We start from the raw sequence: 15,082 nt of genomic DNA, 5'->3' as shown, positions 1-15,082 counted from the left end.
TCCTCGAACAACTTAGGGTGATGCCGCCGGCGACCGCTGCCGCCCAGGCGCTGGTAAAGACTACGGGGCCGCTCAGCAGACCTCTTCCAGATCCCGCCAGTCACGCGAGTCCGGGCTGTCCGCGACCCACCCGTCCAGCAGCCCCCTCACCAGCGCGGCCGGCGCCGCCACCCCGCACTCCCGCTCCGGCACCCACAGCTGCCCGTCGGTGCGGTGGCCGAGCGGCCCGGGATGCCCCGGCTCGCTGTGGTCGTGCGGGTCGAGGTGCTCGCCCTCGCCCTCGTCGGACGGCATCCGTGACTCCGAGCACATCCGGCACAGCAGCCGGACCGACGACGACCAGTCCTCGGCGGCGAACCCGGCGTCGGCGGCGAGCTGCTCCAGCGCGTCCCGGTCGGCCTCGGTGGCGGCCTCCAGGAGGACCACCCAGGTCGGCACGGGCGACGGCGCCCACAGCTCGATCTCGTCGAAGACCGGGTAGGCGTGTCCGGCGGTGGTGGTCCGCTCCCCGTGCGGCACCCCGTCGTGCAGGACGACCTCGCCCCAGCGCCGGCCGGAGGAGGGCAGCGGGATGGACAGCACCTCGACGCGGGCGGGGTCCAGCCGCCGCCCCCAGACGACCTCGGCCTCCCCCTCCGGGGACAGCCGTACGGCGGCGCTGCCCAGCTCCATGCCGAGCGGCTCGCCGGCGTCCGTCGCGTTCCCCGGGGTGCGCAGTCCGTAGGCCTGCCAGGCCCGGCGGGCCAGCGGCCAGTCCTGCAGGGCGGTCGCCGCGATGCCGACGTTCCACCAGTCGGGCGCACCGACGTCCCGGTCGAGCAGCGCCACGGCCCGCAGGCCGGCCGCCCTGGCCTGCTCCCAGTCGTGCCGGAACTTGTGCAGCAGGGCGAGGTTGAACCAGGACTCCGACAGCCACGGTTCCAGGTCGGCGGCGCGCGTGAGCAGCGCGCCGGCATCCTCGTACCGACCGTCGCCGATCAGTGTGAACGCCCGGTCGGTGGCCTGCCGCCAGGAGGCGGAGGGCCGGTGCCGTCCCTTGCCGAAGATCCTCACGATTCCCGCCTGCCAGTTCCGTTCTGTGGGCTGGCTGTGCCTTCCCGCGCCCCCGGACACCTTCTCCTTCGCATCCAACCACGTACGGCCACGAGGTCGCTCATTACCCATGGGTTACCCAGTAGCGGGGCCGGTAAGACAGCCCGCCCCGTCCCGCCCCTGCCCTCAACCGAGCCGCTCATGCCTGGCCCCTCCCTGCCGGGAGAGCACCCGGGCCAGCGCCTCCACGACGTCGAGAGCGTAGGCGTCCGCGGTGGCCAGGCGCAGCTCCTCCAGCGCCGTGAGGCCGCCGCCGGGGCCGGCGTCCCGCGCCTTCTCCTCGTAGGCGTTGACGGCCCGCACGATCCGCGCGGCGAGCGGCTGCTCCCGGCAGGGGTCGGCCTGGCGCTCCACCACCACCGCGACCGCCGCGTCGACCCCGGTCTGGCGCACGACGGCCCCGCCGAGCAGGGCGATGCGCCGCTGCTCCGCGGCGGGCAGGCAGGCGGTGGCTCCGGCCGGTACCGGGTCGACGAGGCTCAGCTGGCCGATGTCGTGCATGAGGGCCGCGTACTCCAGCACGGTCAGGTCGGTGCCGGACAGCCCCAGCTCGCGCCCGACGGCGCCGCTGAGCCCGGCGACGCGGCGGGCGTGACCGGCCGGGGTGTATCCGGCGATCTCGGTGGCCCGGGCCAGGGAGGCGATGGTCTGCCGGTAGGTGGCCCGCACGGCCGCGTACCGCCGGTAGGACAGCTGGGTGAGGAGCAGCGGTACGCACAGGACGGGGAGCGCCCACAGCCCCGCGACGGCCACCGCGAGCGCCATCACCGCCCCGGTCGCGCAGACCGCGGACGTGATCCCGACCATGCCGCGCAGCTCCTCGCGCAGCAGCGGGCCGAAGGGCCACCCGGTGCGGGCGTGCGCCGGGGCCGCGGCGAGCAGGGCGTCGCACAGCGCGGTCAGGGCCAGCAGGGCGAGGAGCAGCAGCACCTGGGCGGGACCGCTCCAGTCGTGGAAGACCCCTTGGGTGTACAGCGGCCGGAAGCACACGGCGGCGAAGGCGACGGTGAGCACGCGCCGCGCCAGGTGGTCCAGCACGGGCCCGCCGCCTCGCGCGATGCGGGGCACGCTGCCGAGCAGGGAGGCGGCGAGCACGACGGTGACGGTCTGGCCGACGCCGTGCTGGGTGGGCCGCCCGGCGACGTCCCCGAGCAAGGCGTACGCCGGCGCTCCGGCGGCCGCGAGCGGCGCGGCCTCCCGGGCCCCGGGCCCCGTCCACCGGGTCAGCTCGCCGAGGGCGACGAGAAGGCCGAAGGCGAGCGCGGCGGACCGGTCCGCCGGTCCCGACCACAGGACGGACACGAGGGAGGCGAGCGCGAGCAGCCCGGCACACGCCGGGAGCAGCGTGTGGGCCGCCGACGCCCGGGGCCGGTACGCGGACAGGGGCCCGTACGGTGACGCCGTCACGTCCCGCCCCCGCAGGGGGTGCCGGTGCCCCGCCCCGACTGTTCCGTCATCGCGCGCCTCTCCCGGCGCTGTTCCGCGCCCCTCCGCCGACGCTGTCCTCCGGCTCCCCGCCGCGCTGGCCCGGGACCGCGTCCGGGGGCCCGGCGGGCGCGGCGTCCGCCGTCACGGCCGGGCGCCAGCCGTGGCGGTCCAGGGCGCGGACCAGCGCCCCGACCATCCGCGGGTCGAACTGGGCCCCGGCGCACCGCCGGAGTTCCTCCACGGCCGCCGGGACGGGCCGGGCCCGGCGGTAGGAGCGCGTGGACGTCATGGCGTCGAAGGCGTCGGCGACGGCCACCACCCGGGCCGACTCCGGGATCCGGTCGCCGGTCAGGCCGTACGGGTAGCCGCTGCCGTCCAGTCGTTCGTGGTGGTGGAGGACGGCGGCCCGGGCCTCGCCCAGGAAGCGGATGCCGCGCACCATCTCGTGCCCGTACTCGGGGTGCAGCTCGATCACCCGGCGCTCCTCGGGCGTCAGCGGCCCGTCCTTGCGCAGCAGCCGGGTGGGCACACCGAGCTTGCCGACGTCGTGCAGGATCCCGGCGAAGCGGAGCGTCTCGACGCGTTCGTCGTCCATGCCCAGTTCCCGGGCGATCATCATGGAGGCCTGTCCGACGCGCTCGCTGTGCCCGCGCGTGTAGCCGTCCTTGATGTCGACGGCCTGCACCAGGGCGCGGATGGTCGCCTGGTGGGCGGCCCGCTCCCGGTGGTACTGGGCGAAGGCCCACCACGCCACGCACATCGGCGGCAGCACGAGCAGCGCGGCGACGGCCCCGTACGGGCTGCGCCACAGGACGGCCATCATCAGCCCGGCGAGACCGTGCACGGCGATCGGCGCCGCCGACCGGGAGAACAGCCCGCGCCAGGCCCGGCGTGCGGGCACCCGGTCGGCGAGCACCGAGATGCCGCCGTCCAGCAGGGTCAGCACCAGGCAGAAGGCCAGCACCGCGGCCCCCGCCGGCCCGAGCGCGTACGGGAAGTCGGCCGCGCCGACCGCCGCCGGGCCGTCGAGGCCCTCGTGCACCCGTGCCGCCGCCCACACGGCGAGCGCCAGCTGAGCGGCCCGCCAGACGCGCCGCAGCGCGGCGGGGCGGCGCGCCACCGGGGACAGCAGGGCCCCGGGCAGCGCCACGAGCGCGGCGGCGGGCGGTGGCAGCAGGAAGGCCCCGGCGAGCAGGACGGGGTAGCAGGTGCCGAAGGAACAGGTGCGGGCGGAACGGGCGGCCAGCTCCGAGGCCGCGCACAGCCCGGCGAACAGCGCCACGGTCCACCAGGGCGTGTCCGCCTCCGGCAGCGGGCGCAGACAGACCAGGGCGGCGAGGACCGCGCCGGCGACGTACGCCCGCGCGCGTGCCGGTACGGCGTCCATGAGCCCCTCCCCCGGCCATGTCTGTCAGGCTCCGGAGCCTAGGGCGGGGGCGGGGACGTGCGGACGGACAACCCGCGGATTAGCACGTACGAGTGACGTGGCACCTGACGTGCCACGTCACATAAGGGGACCGGACCGGACCGGTACGGAACCGGACCGGTACGGAACCGGTCCGGGACCGCCTCAGGACTCCTGCGGAGTCGGCGGCGCGGCCGTGACGTCGTGTTCGGGCACGGACTGCCCGGAGCGGATCAGGTCGATCCGGCCCATCACCTTGGACCTCAGGTCACCCGGTACGTCGTCCTGCCCGCAGCAGCGCTTGACCAGCTTCTTCACGGCCTGCTCCAGCCCGTACTTCTCCAGGCAGGGCGAGCACTCCTCGAAGTGGTGCTCGAACTTCACGCAGTCCGAGTCCGGCATCTCCTTGTCGAGGAACTCGTAGAGATGATCGAGGATTTCGCTGCACTCCGTCTCGTGCGGCTCTCCGCAGCTCATGACCCCGAGCCTTTCGCTTCGTTCGACTCTCCGGCGCCGGCCGGGACCAGGCCGCGATCGCGGGCGTAGTCCTCCAGCATGCCGCGCAGCTGCCGCCGTCCACGGTGCAGCCGGGACATCACCGTACCGATGGGTGTCCCCATGATGTCGGCGATCTCCTTGTAGGCAAAGCCCTCGACGTCCGCCAGGTACACGGCGATACGGAACTCCTCGGGGATCGCCTGGAGCGCCTGCTTCACGTCCGAGTCGGGCAGGTGGTCGAGCGCCTGCGACTCGGCGGAGCGCAGACCGGTCGACATGTGCGACTCGGCGCGCGCGAGCTGCCAGTCCTCGATCTCCTCGGCCGCGCTGCGCTGGGGTTCGCGCTGCTTCTTGCGGTACGAGTTGATGAAGGTGTTGGTGAGGATGCGGTACAGCCACGCCTTGAGGTTGGTGCCCTCGCGGAACTGGTGGAAGGACGCGTACGCCTTGGCGTAGGTCTCCTGCACCAGGTCCTCGGCATCGGCCGGGTTGCGCGTCATGCGCAGCGCGGCCGAGTACATCTGGTCGAGGAACTCCAGCGCGTCCCGCTCGAAGCGCGCGCTGCGCTCCGCGGACGACTCCGTGCCCCCGCCCCGGCCCTCGGGCTGCTCCGCCTGGCCGTTTTCGGTCCCTGCGTCGGTCCCAGTGACCGGACCCACCTCCTCCAGTGACGTCACGGAACCGAATGCGGCCCCGCTCGAATCGGAGGATAGACGACCTGCGGTCAAGGCCGCTTGTCCAAGGGTCGAGGGCACTCGTCCCGCGGCCGGGGACGCCGGCCGATCCGGTCCGCCCGACGTCCGGACGGGGGCGGTCCTCGCCGCGTGCAGCACTGTCCAGTCCAGGTCGGCGCGGCTGCTGCGACTCGGGCAGAAGGCTGATGCCATGCGGCGGGCTCCCTCTCGTACGACGTCGGTGCTGGTGTTGGTCCTCAGCACGGTATGTCCGCCACAACAGCGGCCGTCGGCCGGTCATTCCCGGGCCGTCACCCGAGTGAGCGGACCCACTCCAGGACCCCGTCGGTGATCGTTTCCAGGGCCTGTTCCTGGGTGGTCGGCGCCCGCTTGGGCACGGCGAAACCGTGGTCGCCGTACGCCACCTCGATCAGGTCGTAGGTGCCCGCCGGGGTCTTCGGGAACTCCTCCGGGCGGCCGAACGGGTCGTTGCCGCCCTGGACGACGAGGGTCGGCACGCCGGCCCCCAGCAGTTCCTCCGCGCGGGACTTCTCCGGCTTGCCCGGCGGGTGCAGTGGGAAGCTCAGGGCGAGGACGGCGTGGGCGCCCAGTTCGGCGGCGGTGCGGCAGGCGACGCGGGCGCCGGCGCTGCGGCCGCCCGAGATCACCGGCAGCCCGGGCGCGGCCAGCGCGGGCCAGATGCCCCGCCAGCCGGCGTCCAGGGTCTTCGGCGCGGGCGCGAGCTTCCTGCCGGCCACCCGCCAGGGCTGCTCGACGAGGGCGACGGTCACGCCGTGCGCGGGCAGGACGGCCGCCAGTGCCCTCAGGTCGCGCGCCTCGATACCGCCGCCCGCGCCGTGGCTCACGCCCAGTACGAGGCGGGGCGTCTTCGCCGGGTGCCAGGTGACGCGGGCGGGGCCGGTGTCCGTGGGGACGGTCTCGGTCTGCGTGTTCTCGCTGCTCACGTCAGAAGAGTGTGCCCTCTTCCGGTCCCTCCAGCTCCTTCAGCAGCTCGGGACCGTTGTTGCGCACGTTGCTCACGGCCGTGGTGACGGGGAACGCCCGCATCAGCCCGGCGGGCGGCGGCGCCAGCAGCGAGGTCAGCTCGTCGGGGTCCGTGCGCGTCGGGTCGAGCCAGTGGTCCCACCGGTCCGGCGTCAGCATGAGCGGCATCCTGGGGTGGATGTCCGCGAGGGCGTGCGGTCCGTCGGCCGGGGCGACCGCCAGGGGGGTGGTCTCGGCCTCCGTGGTGATCACCGAGCACGTGACCCACCAGGCGCGCGGGTGGTCGTCCGGCAGCGTCTTGTCCCGCCAGAACTCGTACAGGCCCGCCATGGCGAAGACGGACCCGTCGGCCGGGGTCACGAAGTACGGCTGCTTGCCGGGCCGCTTCTTGCGCCCCTCGACCTCCAGGTCGCGCTCCTGCTTGCCGGTGACCCATTCGAAGTAGCCGTCGGCGGGCAGGATGCAGCGCCGGGTGGCGAAGGCACGGCGGTAGGACGGCTTCTCGTGGACGGTCTCCGCGCGCGCGTTGATCATCCGGGCGCCGCCCTCGGGCGTCTTGGACCAGGAGGGGACCAGGCCCCACTTCAGCTTGCGCAGCTGGCGAACCGGTTTCGGGTCCTCGACGTCCTTCAGGGGGCGGTCGAGGACGGCGTAGACCTCCTTGGTCGGGGCCACGTTGTAGTCGGGCTCCAAGGTCTCCTCGGGCTCCCACTTCTCGATCTCGAAGATTCCCGCGAGATCCTCGGGTCGACGACTCGCCGCATACCGTCCGCACATACGTGCCACACTGCCAGGCCCGCCCGTCTTCCGGCCACCACCCGTCGACGAGGCGCGCGCCACCCGCTCGACCGATCGCACGAGGAGCCCCCACCGGACATGGACCACCTCGCATCGGCCTCGCTCGCCTCCCTCTGGGACGAGGTCTCCGGCACCCAACCCGATCCCGACCTGTGGGTGGTGATCGCGACCCTGGTCGCCGCGCTCGCGGTCGTCGTGCCGCACGGGCTGTGGCGGATAGCCCGCAACGCCGTCACCATCGCCCACGAGGGCGGCCACGGGCTGGTGGCGCTGCTGACCGGGCGGACGCTGACCGGCATCACCCTGCACTCGGACACCAGCGGCCTGACCGTCAGCCGGGGCAAGCCGCACGGGCTCGGGATGATCCTCACCGCGGTCGCCGGCTACACCGCTCCCCCGCTGCTCGGCCTCGGCGGCGCCGCGCTGCTGGCCTCGGGACGCATCACCCTGCTGCTGTGGCTGGCGACGGCGCTGCTCGCCGCCCTGCTGGTGATGGTCCGCAACGCCTACGGGGTGCTGACGGTGGTGCTCACCGGCGCCACCTTCGTCCTGGTGTCCTGGCTGGCCGGCCCGCAGGTGCAGGCGGCGTTCGCGTACGCGGTGGTGTGGTTCCTGCTCCTCGGCGGGGTGCGGCCGGCCTTCGAGCTGCAGGCGAAGCGGGCGCGCGGCGGCGCCGGCGACTCGGACGCGGACCAGCTGGCCCGGCTGACGCACGCGCCGGCGGGGGTGTGGTTCTTCCTGTTCCACGCGGTGTCGCTGTGCTCACTGGTGGGCGGGGGCCGCTGGCTGCTGGAGCTGTGAACGCGACGCACGGGTCCCCCGCGTCCGCCGCGCGGTCCGCGCTCGCCGGGCTGCTCTCGCATATATGCACGGCACATGCCCTCCCAGCACTTTCGGTCAGGTTTCGCCGCTTTTGATCAAGATCTGCGCTCGTCCCCAGCCATTAAAGTGGGGCCCATGACCGTGAACCCCGCGCACACCGCCCTCTGGCCCGCCCCGCACGCGAGCGGGGCCGTCGACGCGACCGTCCATGTGCCCGGGTCCAAATCGGTCACCAACCGCGCGCTGGTGCTGGCCGCCCTCGCGTCCGAGCCCGGCTGGCTGCGCCGTCCGCTGCGCTCCCGGGACACCCTGCTGATGGCCGGGGCCCTGCGCGCCATGGGCGTCGAGATCGAGGAGGGCGTCGGTCCGGACGGCACCGGCGAGTTCTGGCGGGTCATCCCGGCGGGCCTGCGCGGACCGGCCACGGTCGACGTCGGCAACGCCGGCACGGTCATGCGCTTCCTGCCGCCGGTCGCCACGCTCGCCGACGGCCCCGTCCGCTTCGACGGCGACCCGCGGTCGTACGAGCGTCCCCTGCACGGCGTGATCGACGCGCTGCGCGCCCTCGGCGCCCGGATCGACGACGACGCGCGGGGTGCGCTGCCGTTGACCGTGCACGGCGGCGGGGCGCTGGAGGGCGGCCCGGTCGCGATCGACGCCTCCTCGTCCTCGCAGTTCGTGAGCGCCCTGCTGCTGTCCGGACCGCGCTTCAACCAGGGCGTCGAGGTCCGCCACACCGGCTCCGCGCTGCCGTCCATGCCGCACATCCGCATGACCGTCGACATGCTGCGCGCGGTCGGCGCCCAGGTCGACACCCCGGAGTCCGGCGGCGAACCGAACGTCTGGCGGGTCACGCCGGGCGCGCTGCTCGGCCGGGACCTGACCATCGAGCCGGACCTCTCCAACGCCCAGCCCTTCCTGGCGGCGGCGCTGGTGACCGGCGGCAAGGTGGTCGTCCCGGACTGGCCGTCCCGCACCACTCAGCCGGGTGACCGGCTCCGCGAGATCTTCACCGAGATGGGCGGCGCCTGCGAACTGACGGACTACGGGCTGGTCTTCACCGGTTCGGGTGCCGTGCACGGCATCGACGTCGACCTCGGCGAGGTCGGCGAGCTGACCCCGGGCATCGCGGCCGTCGCCGCCCTCGCGGACTCCCCCTCGACCCTGCGCGGGGTGGCGCACCTGCGCCTGCACGAGACGGACCGCCTGGCCGCGCTCACCAAGGAGATCAACGAACTCGGCGGTGACGTCACCGAGACCGCCGACGGCCTGCACATCCGCCCGCGCCGGCTGCACGGCGGCGTCTTCCACACCTACGAGGACCACCGCATGGCCACGGCCGGCGCGATCATCGGCCTCGGCGTCGAGGGCGTGGAGATCGAGAACGTGGCGACGACGGCCAAGACCTTGCCCGAGTTCCCCGACCTGTGGACCGGGATGCTCGGGGCGTAGGGACGGATCGCCATGCGCCGCTACGGCAAGCACACCGACGAGGACGACATCCGGTCCCGCCCCAACCGCAAGGGGAACCGGCCGCGCACCCACACCCGGCCCAAGCACGAGGACGCAGCCGAGGGCCTGGTCCTCACCGTGGACCGCGGCCGCCTGACCTGCCTCGTCGAGGACCGGGTGGTCATGGCGATGAAGGCCAGGGAACTCGGCCGCAAGGCCGCGATCGTCGGTGACCGGGTGGCCCTGGTCGGCGACCTCACCGGCAAGAAGGACACCCTCGCGCGCATCGTCCGCATCGAGGAGCGCAGCTCCGTCCTGCGCCGCACGGCGGACGACGACGACCCCTACGAGCGCGTCGTCGTCGCCAACGCCGACCAGCTCGCCATCGTCACCGCCCTCGCGGACCCCGAGCCGCGCCCCCGCCTGATCGACCGGTGCCTGGTCGCGGCGTTCGACGGCGGCCTCACCCCGCTGCTGGTGATGACCAAGTCGGACCTCGCCCCGCCGGACGAACTCCTGGAGCTGTACGGCGCGTTGGACATCCCCTACGTCGTCACCAGCCGCGAGGAGCTGGAGAACGGCGCCGCGGCCGACCTCGTCCGGGAGCACCTGGACGGCAAGATCACGGCCTTCGTCGGCCACTCCGGCGTCGGCAAGACGACCCTCGTCAACACCCTGGTGCCGGAGGACCGCCGTCGCGTGACGGGCCACGTCAACGCGGTGACGGGACGCGGCCGGCACACGACGACCTCGGCTCTCGCCCTGCCGCTGTCCTCCGCGAACGGCGGCTGGGTGGTCGACACCCCGGGCGTACGGTCGTTCGGGCTGGCGCACATCGACCCGTCCCGGGTGATCAACGCCTTCCCCGACCTCGTGCCGGGCACCGAAGGCTGCCCCCGCGCGTGCAGCCACGACGAGCCCGACTGCGCGCTGGACACCTGGGTCGCCGACGGACACGCCGACCCGGCCCGGCTGTACTCGCTGCGCCGGCTGCTGTCGACGCGGGAGCGGAAGGAAGGCGACTGACAGGAAGGCGGCCGACCTCCGCGTTGTTTGCCGTGCCGTGCCACCGGTAAGTGCATAATCGCACCAAGCCGGATCCAAGCCTGAGCAAAGCCGGACGTAGCGACCAAGTGAAGACGAGCAGGCGACGCAGCGGTCACGGTACGGGACTACGGGAGGACACGACATGGCGTGGCTGCTGGTCATAGTGGCCGGGGTGCTCGAAACCGGCTTCGCCGTCTGCCTGAAGCTGTCGCACGGCTTCACCCGGCTCTGGCCCACCATCGCCTTCTGCGTCTTCGCGCTGGGCAGCTTCGGTCTGCTGACCATGTCCCTGAAGAAGCTCGACGTCGGTCCCGCGTACGCGGTGTGGACCGGCATCGGCGCGGCCGGCACCGCCATCTACGGCATGATCTTCCTCGGCGACCTGGTCTCGACCCTGAAGATCGTGTCGATCAGCTTCGTCATCATCGGCGTGATCGGACTGCAGTTGTCGGGCTCGGCGCACTGACGCGCCCCCCGTCACGCCGTCAGTTCGCGCGGCAGCACGGAGCGCACGAGCTCCCCGGCCCCTCCCTCGCCGGGCGGCGCCGCGACGCAGGACAGCGCGAGCCGTACGGCCAGTTCGCAGGAGCGGGCCAGTTCGGTGGTGCTCGGCGGCGTGGGCGGACCCGCGCCGTTCAGGGCGGCGACGGCACGGTCGCGGACGAGGGCGACGAGATCACCGGGTGAGGGCAGCGGGCCGTCGGCGCGGCGCTGCGCCGGTACGGCGGAGGTGGACGGCACCGCCGTCAGGGCCGGGGCGGGCAGCCGTTCGCTCCAGCAGCCGGTGAGCATGGCCCGTACCAGGACGTTCTCGCGGGCGGCGGACGTGGTCCACTCGGCGGTGGCGGCGAGCCGTTCGCGGGGGTCGCCCGGGCCGCCGGACAGCGCGCGGTCCACCCCGGCGAGGTACCCGTCCGCCTCCCTGCGGACGAGTGCCCTGGCGAGTCCGTCCTTGCTGCCGAACTCGTTGTACAGCGTCTGCCGGGACACCCCGGCCGCCGCCGCCACGTCCACCATCCGCACAGCGGCCCACGGTCGACGCGCCAACGCCGTGTAGGCGGCATCGAGCAGGGACTCCCGGGCTGCAGGCACCATCGCCTCCCTCGGGCCGAGCGACCTGGTGCCCAGATTTGACGGGTATGGGGGCACTGTCAAGGGTCCTCGCGCGGGAGAGGAGGCCCGCCACGCCGGGCCGGGAGGTCCCTCCGCCGCGGCCCCCGGCCGCCCGTGTCCCGCCAACGCCCGGGCGCCGCCCCGCCCGAGGCGCCCCTGCGTCGGCTCGGCCCCGCTCGTCCCGCGAAACCCCTGGTGGCCCCGGTCCGCTTCCGGCAGATACCGTGACCGCATGGCCGACTACCTCGACGACCTCCGCCTCGCCCACGTCCTCGCGGACGCCGCCGACGCCGCGACGATGGACCGCTTCAAGGCCCTCGACCTGAAGGTCGAGACGAAGCCGGACATGACCCCGGTGAGCGAAGCGGACAAGGCCGCCGAGGAACTCATCCGCGGCCACCTCGCCCGCGCCCGCCCCCGCGACTCGGTGCACGGGGAGGAGTTCGGCGTGGCGGGCAGCGGCTCCCGCCGCTGGATCATCGACCCGATCGACGGCACCAAGAACTACGTCCGCGGCGTCCCCGTCTGGGCCACCCTCATCGCGCTCACGGAAGCCTCCGAGGGCGGTTACCAGCCCGTCGTCGGCCTCGTCTCCGCACCGGCCCTGGGCCGTCGCTGGTGGGCGGTGAAGGACCACGGCGCCTTCACCGGACGCAGCCTTACCTCGGCCTCCCGGCTCCGGGTCTCCCAGGTCTCCGCGCTCTCCGACGCCTCCTTCGCGTACTCCTCGCTCAGCGGCTGGGAGGAGCAGGGCCGGCTGGACGGCTTCCTGGACCTGACCCGCGAGGTCTGGCGCACGCGCGCGTACGGCGACTTCTGGCCGTACATGATGGTCGCCGAGGGCTCGGTCGACCTCTGCGCCGAACCCGAGCTCTCCCTCTGGGACATGGCCGCGAACGCGATCATCGTCACGGAGGCTGGCGGCACCTTCACCGGCCTCGACGGCCGCCCCGGCCCGCACAGCGGCAACGCGGCGGCGTCCAACGGCCGACTCCACGACGAGCTGCTCGGCTACCTCAACCAGCGCTACTGAGGGCGCCTCGGGCGCGCCTCGAGCGCCCCGCTCCGCACGCTCCGCGCCCTCTTGTTGACCTGTGCTTTACCTGCCACTCTGAGAGTCCCCCACTTGTGAAGTTGTGAATCCATGAACCAACTCATGGATCACCGGCAGGAGGTGGCTCCACCCATGCTCGTCCGCCAAGCCATGAGCACGGTCGTCCTCACCATCGGCCCCGCCCACACCCTCCGCCAGGCCGCCGCACTGATGTCCGCCCGCCGCGTCGGCGCGGCCGTGGTGCACGACCCCGACGCCGGCGGCATCGGCATCCTGACCGAACGCGACGTCCTCGTCTCCGTGGGCCTGGGCCAGGACCCGGACACCGAACGGGCGCACGCCCACACCACCACCGACGTCGTGTTCGCCACGCCGTCCTGGACGCTGGAGGAGGCGGCCCGGGCGATGGTGCACGGCGGCTTCCGCCACCTCATCGTCCTCGACCGCGGCGAGCCCGCGGGCATCGTCTCGGTCCGCGACATCATCCGCTGCTGGGCGCCGGCCCGACCGCGGCACGAGGAACCGGCGGTGACGGCCTGAGCGGACCGCGCGACGACGAACGGGCCGGACCCCCGTTCCCGGGGATCCGGCCCGCCGCTACGACAAGCGGTCCAGTGCTGGACGTCAGCCGCGCAGGGCCTGGACCGCGGCCTCCAGCCGCTTGCCGAAGTCTCCGTCGGCCTGACGGAAGTTGTTGATCGCGCGCTCGACGATGTCCTCGCGCGAGACCTGGGAGATGCCGCCCGCCAGGTTGGCGACCAGGCGCTCCCGCTCCTCCTCCGTCATCAGGCGGTAGAGGTTGCCCGCCTGGACGAAGTCGTTGTCCTCGGCGTGCACGGGAGCCTCGGTGTTGCCCGTGACACCGGTGAGGGCCACCGGCTGCCACAGCGCCCGGTCCGTCTGGAACGGGCCGCCGAAGCTGTTCGGCTCGTAGTTCTTCGCGCCGCCGTGCCGACCGTCGTACAGGAAACCGTCACGCGCGTGGGTGCGGGCCTCGGTGGCGTGCGGGCGGTTCACCGGCAGGTGGTCGGCGTTGATGCCGACGCGGTAGCGGTGGGCGTCGCCGTACGCGAAGAGGCGGCCCTGGAGCATCTTGTCCGGGGACGGGCCGATGCCGGGCACGAAGTGCGCCGGGGAGAAGATCGACTGCTCGACCTCGGCGAAGATGTTCTGCGGGTTGCGGTTGAGCTCCAGCTTGCCGAACCAGACGATCGGGTAGTCCGCGTGCGGCCACACCTTGGTCAGGTCGAACGGGTTGAAGCGGTAGGTCGCCGCCTCGGCCACCGGCATGATCTGCACGCCGACCGTCCAGGACGGGAAGTCGCCGCGCTCGATGGCCTCGCGCAGGTCGCGCTGGTGGGAGTCGGGGTCCTCACCGGCGAGCTTGGCGGCCTCCTCGGCGGTCAGGTTCTTGATGCCCTGGTCCGTCTTGAAGTGGTACTTCACCCAGAAGGCCTCGCCGGCCTCGTTGTTCCACTGGTAGGTGTGCGAACCGAAGCCGTCCATGTGCCGGTACGAGGCGGGGATGCCGCGGTCGCCGTGCAGCCAGGTCACCTGGTGCGTCGACTCGGGCGACAGGCTCCAGAAGTCCCAGACGTTGTCCGCCTCCTGGCTGCCCGTGTACGGGTCGCGCTTCTGGGTGTGGATGAAGTCGGGGAACTTGATGGCGTCCTTGATGAAGAACACCGGGGTGTTGTTGCCGACGAGGTCGTAGTTGCCCTCTTCGGTGTAGAACTTCAGCGCGAAGCCACGCGGGTCGCGGACGGCGTCCGCCGCACCCAGGTTGCCGGCCACGGTCGAGAAGCGGAGGAAGGTCTCCGTCTCCTTGCCGACCTCGGAGAGGAACGCGGCACGCGTGTACCGGGTGACATCGGCGGTGACCGTGAAGGTGCCGTAGGCGCCGGCGCCGCGGGCGTGCACGACACGCTCCGGGATGCGCTCACGGTTGAAGTGGGCCAGCTTCTCGAGAAGGAGCTGGTCCTGGACGAGCACGGGGCCACCGGCACCCGCGGTCTCGCTGTTCTGGTTGTCGGCTACCGGAGCACCGGCCTCCGTAGTGAGCGGTCCCTGAGTCACGTACGCCTCCTGCGCCAATCCTGCAAAACCTGTCCCTTGGCTAATGCCGGTCTCGATCCTACAATGGACATTGTCTAAGTCAAGTAAGGCTCCAAAGTCACACACGTTCGGGACCTGGTCCCCCTAGCTGTTAGGCTGGCCTCCATGAGTGACCTACTGGAACGACTGCGCGGGCGCGGATGGCGCATGACCGCGCAGCGGCGTGTGGTGGCCGAGGTCCTCGAGGGCGAACACGTCCATCTGACGGCCGACGAGGTGCACGCCCGAGCCGTGGACAAGCTCCCCGAGATCTCCCGGGCGACCGTCTACAACACCCTGGGTGAACTGGTCTCGCTCGGCGAGGTGCTCGAGGTCGCGACGGACAAGCGCGCGAAGCGGTACGACCCCAACGCGCACCGGCCGCACCACCACCTGGTCTGCGCCCAGTGCGGGGCGATCCGCGACGTCCACCCGACCGGCAACCCGATGGCCGACCTCCCCGACTCGGAGCGCTTCGGCTTCACCGTCTCGGACGTCGAGGTGACCTACCGCGGCACCTGTCCGAACTGCGCGGCGGCCTAGACCCCTTCCCCGTACGAGTGAGCCCCGGCAGCCTCTGGTTGCCGGGGCTCACTCGCG

At 72.8% G+C, this 15,082-nt stretch carries 16 protein-coding genes; 7 read left to right on the top strand and 9 right to left on the bottom strand.

What is annotated here, in order from left to right; genetic code table 11:
• Window positions 1-72: 72 nt before the first annotated feature.
• The 7 genes from ACGF5T_RS03100 to ACGF5T_RS03070 all read right to left on the bottom strand — a co-directional run bounded on the left by ACGF5T_RS03100 (window position 73) and on the right by ACGF5T_RS03070 (window position 6,879).
• Window positions 73-1,053, bottom strand: a complete 981-nt coding sequence (locus ACGF5T_RS03100) for a hypothetical protein (protein WP_356604419.1) — start codon at window positions 1,051-1,053, stop codon at window positions 73-75.
• Window positions 1,054-1,218: 165 nt separating this feature from the next.
• Window positions 1,219-2,475 carry an HD-GYP domain-containing protein gene (locus tag ACGF5T_RS03095; protein WP_392886783.1) on the bottom strand — a complete coding sequence of 419 codons (1,257 nt, stop codon included), beginning with the start codon at window positions 2,473-2,475 and terminating at the stop codon, window positions 1,219-1,221.
• Between the two features lie 70 nt (window positions 2,476-2,545).
• Window positions 2,546-3,907, bottom strand: a complete 1,362-nt coding sequence (locus ACGF5T_RS03090) for an HD-GYP domain-containing protein (protein ID WP_366766118.1) — start codon at window positions 3,905-3,907, stop codon at window positions 2,546-2,548.
• Between the two features lie 183 nt (window positions 3,908-4,090).
• Window positions 4,091-4,402, bottom strand: coding sequence for a mycothiol system anti-sigma-R factor (rsrA, locus tag ACGF5T_RS03085; protein WP_356604415.1), 312 nt, complete (start codon window positions 4,400-4,402; stop codon window positions 4,091-4,093).
• On the bottom strand, window positions 4,399-5,082 hold the full coding sequence (gene sigR / locus ACGF5T_RS03080) for an RNA polymerase sigma factor SigR (RefSeq protein WP_356604734.1): 684 nt from the start codon (window positions 5,080-5,082) through the stop codon (window positions 4,399-4,401). The genes rsrA and sigR overlap by 4 nt, the downstream gene beginning before the upstream one ends.
• A 326-nt stretch (window positions 5,083-5,408) precedes the next feature.
• Window positions 5,409-6,062: an alpha/beta family hydrolase gene (locus ACGF5T_RS03075; RefSeq protein WP_361017157.1), complete on the bottom strand. Its 654-nt coding sequence runs from the start codon at window positions 6,060-6,062 to the stop codon at window positions 5,409-5,411.
• Between the two features lies 1 nt (window position 6,063).
• Window positions 6,064-6,879 carry an SOS response-associated peptidase gene (locus tag ACGF5T_RS03070; protein WP_361017159.1) on the bottom strand — a complete coding sequence of 272 codons (816 nt, stop codon included), beginning with the start codon at window positions 6,877-6,879 and terminating at the stop codon, window positions 6,064-6,066.
• 99 nt (window positions 6,880-6,978) lie between these two features.
• Between ACGF5T_RS03070 and ACGF5T_RS03065 the strand changes: the two genes are divergently transcribed.
• From ACGF5T_RS03065 to ACGF5T_RS03050, 4 genes are all read left to right on the top strand, one after another.
• Entirely contained in the window at window positions 6,979-7,701 is a 723-nt protein-coding gene (locus ACGF5T_RS03065) for a M50 family metallopeptidase (protein ID WP_356604409.1), read from the top strand.
• A 156-nt stretch (window positions 7,702-7,857) separates the two neighbouring features.
• Window positions 7,858-9,174 carry a 3-phosphoshikimate 1-carboxyvinyltransferase gene (gene aroA, locus ACGF5T_RS03060; protein ID WP_356604407.1) on the top strand — a complete coding sequence of 439 codons (1,317 nt, stop codon included), beginning with the start codon at window positions 7,858-7,860 and terminating at the stop codon, window positions 9,172-9,174.
• Between the two features lie 12 nt (window positions 9,175-9,186).
• Window positions 9,187-10,200 (top strand): ribosome small subunit-dependent GTPase A, encoded by a 1,014-nt coding sequence (gene rsgA / locus ACGF5T_RS03055; protein ID WP_366766117.1) that lies wholly within the window; start codon window positions 9,187-9,189, stop codon window positions 10,198-10,200.
• 163 nt (window positions 10,201-10,363) lie between these two features.
• Complete coding sequence (locus ACGF5T_RS03050; RefSeq protein ID WP_053136842.1) at window positions 10,364-10,687, top strand: multidrug efflux SMR transporter; 324 nt, start codon at window positions 10,364-10,366, stop codon at window positions 10,685-10,687.
• A gap of 11 nt (window positions 10,688-10,698) precedes the next feature.
• On the opposite strand, the gene ACGF5T_RS03045 is transcribed toward ACGF5T_RS03050, so the two are convergent.
• Window positions 10,699-11,316, bottom strand: coding sequence for a TetR/AcrR family transcriptional regulator (locus ACGF5T_RS03045; protein WP_366766116.1), 618 nt, complete (start codon window positions 11,314-11,316; stop codon window positions 10,699-10,701).
• Window positions 11,317-11,566: 250 nt separating this feature from the next.
• Between ACGF5T_RS03045 and hisN the strand changes: the two genes are divergently transcribed.
• On the top strand, window positions 11,567-12,367 hold the full coding sequence (gene hisN, locus ACGF5T_RS03040) for a histidinol-phosphatase (RefSeq protein ID WP_356604401.1): 801 nt from the start codon (window positions 11,567-11,569) through the stop codon (window positions 12,365-12,367).
• Window positions 12,368-12,520: 153 nt separating this feature from the next.
• Window positions 12,521-12,928, top strand: coding sequence for a CBS domain-containing protein (locus tag ACGF5T_RS03035; RefSeq protein WP_356604399.1), 408 nt, complete (start codon window positions 12,521-12,523; stop codon window positions 12,926-12,928).
• Window positions 12,929-13,012: 84 nt separating this feature from the next.
• On the opposite strand, the gene ACGF5T_RS03030 is transcribed toward ACGF5T_RS03035, so the two are convergent.
• Window positions 13,013-14,464 carry a catalase gene (locus ACGF5T_RS03030; protein WP_356604397.1) on the bottom strand — a complete coding sequence of 484 codons (1,452 nt, stop codon included), beginning with the start codon at window positions 14,462-14,464 and terminating at the stop codon, window positions 13,013-13,015.
• 144 nt (window positions 14,465-14,608) lie between these two features.
• Between ACGF5T_RS03030 and ACGF5T_RS03025 the strand changes: the two genes are divergently transcribed.
• Window positions 14,609-15,025 carry a Fur family transcriptional regulator gene (locus ACGF5T_RS03025; RefSeq protein WP_053136827.1) on the top strand — a complete coding sequence of 139 codons (417 nt, stop codon included), beginning with the start codon at window positions 14,609-14,611 and terminating at the stop codon, window positions 15,023-15,025.
• Window positions 15,026-15,082: the final 57 nt, after the last annotated feature.

It is taken from the genome of Streptomyces sp. NPDC047853, assembly GCF_043204535.1.
GTDB lineage: Bacteria > Actinomycetota > Actinomycetes > Streptomycetales > Streptomycetaceae > Streptomyces.
The sequence above is the reverse complement of the archived record's forward strand: the minus strand, read 5'-3'. Positions and strand labels throughout refer to the sequence as shown.